Below are 524 nucleotides of genomic sequence, written 5' to 3' on the forward strand. Positions count from 1 at the left end.
AACAAAGGGATTTTCTGGATCGCGGCGTCGATCACTTGAAGCCCCTCACCCTGCGCGAAGTGGCGGACGAGTTGGGGTTGCACGAGTCCACCGTCAGCCGCGCCACGCAGAACAAGTACGTGCAAACGCCTCGCGGCCTTTTCCCATTCCGGTATTTTTTTCCGTCCGGCGTGGATTCCCTGTCCGGAGATATATCGGCCAAAAGTGTGAAAAAGCGTATTGTGGAGCTGATTCAGAGGGAGAATAAGCAAAAGCCCTTGTCTGATCAGCGGATCGCAGATCTGCTCCGGGAGGGCGGCATCCGGATCTCCCGCCGCACGGTGGCCAAATATCGGGAGGAGCTGGGAATCGCCTCCTCGATGGCCCGGCGGAGGTACGACAAAGGATGATTTGGCCCGGATGATGGAAGGCGGTTTCCATCTTGTCAAGGGGGAAAGGTTCGGCTACAATGAAGGTGGAAGCCGTTGCTCCTTTTCTTTTTGCCGTGTTGGGACATATTTTGTTATACAGGGACGTTGTACGTC

At 55.7% G+C, this 524-nt stretch carries 1 protein-coding gene; it reads left to right on the plus strand.

Annotation, left to right across the window (positions count from 1 at the left end):
* A partial coding sequence (locus RZO55_RS16670; RefSeq protein WP_500683310.1) for an RNA polymerase factor sigma-54 occupies positions 1 to 389 on the plus strand: 389 nt, incomplete at its 5' end.
* Positions 390 to 524 lie beyond the last annotated feature (135 nt).

This window comes from Clostridium boliviensis (assembly GCF_033342255.1).
GTDB classification, from domain to species: domain Bacteria; phylum Bacillota; class Clostridia; order Lachnospirales; family Lachnospiraceae; genus Lacrimispora; species Lacrimispora boliviensis.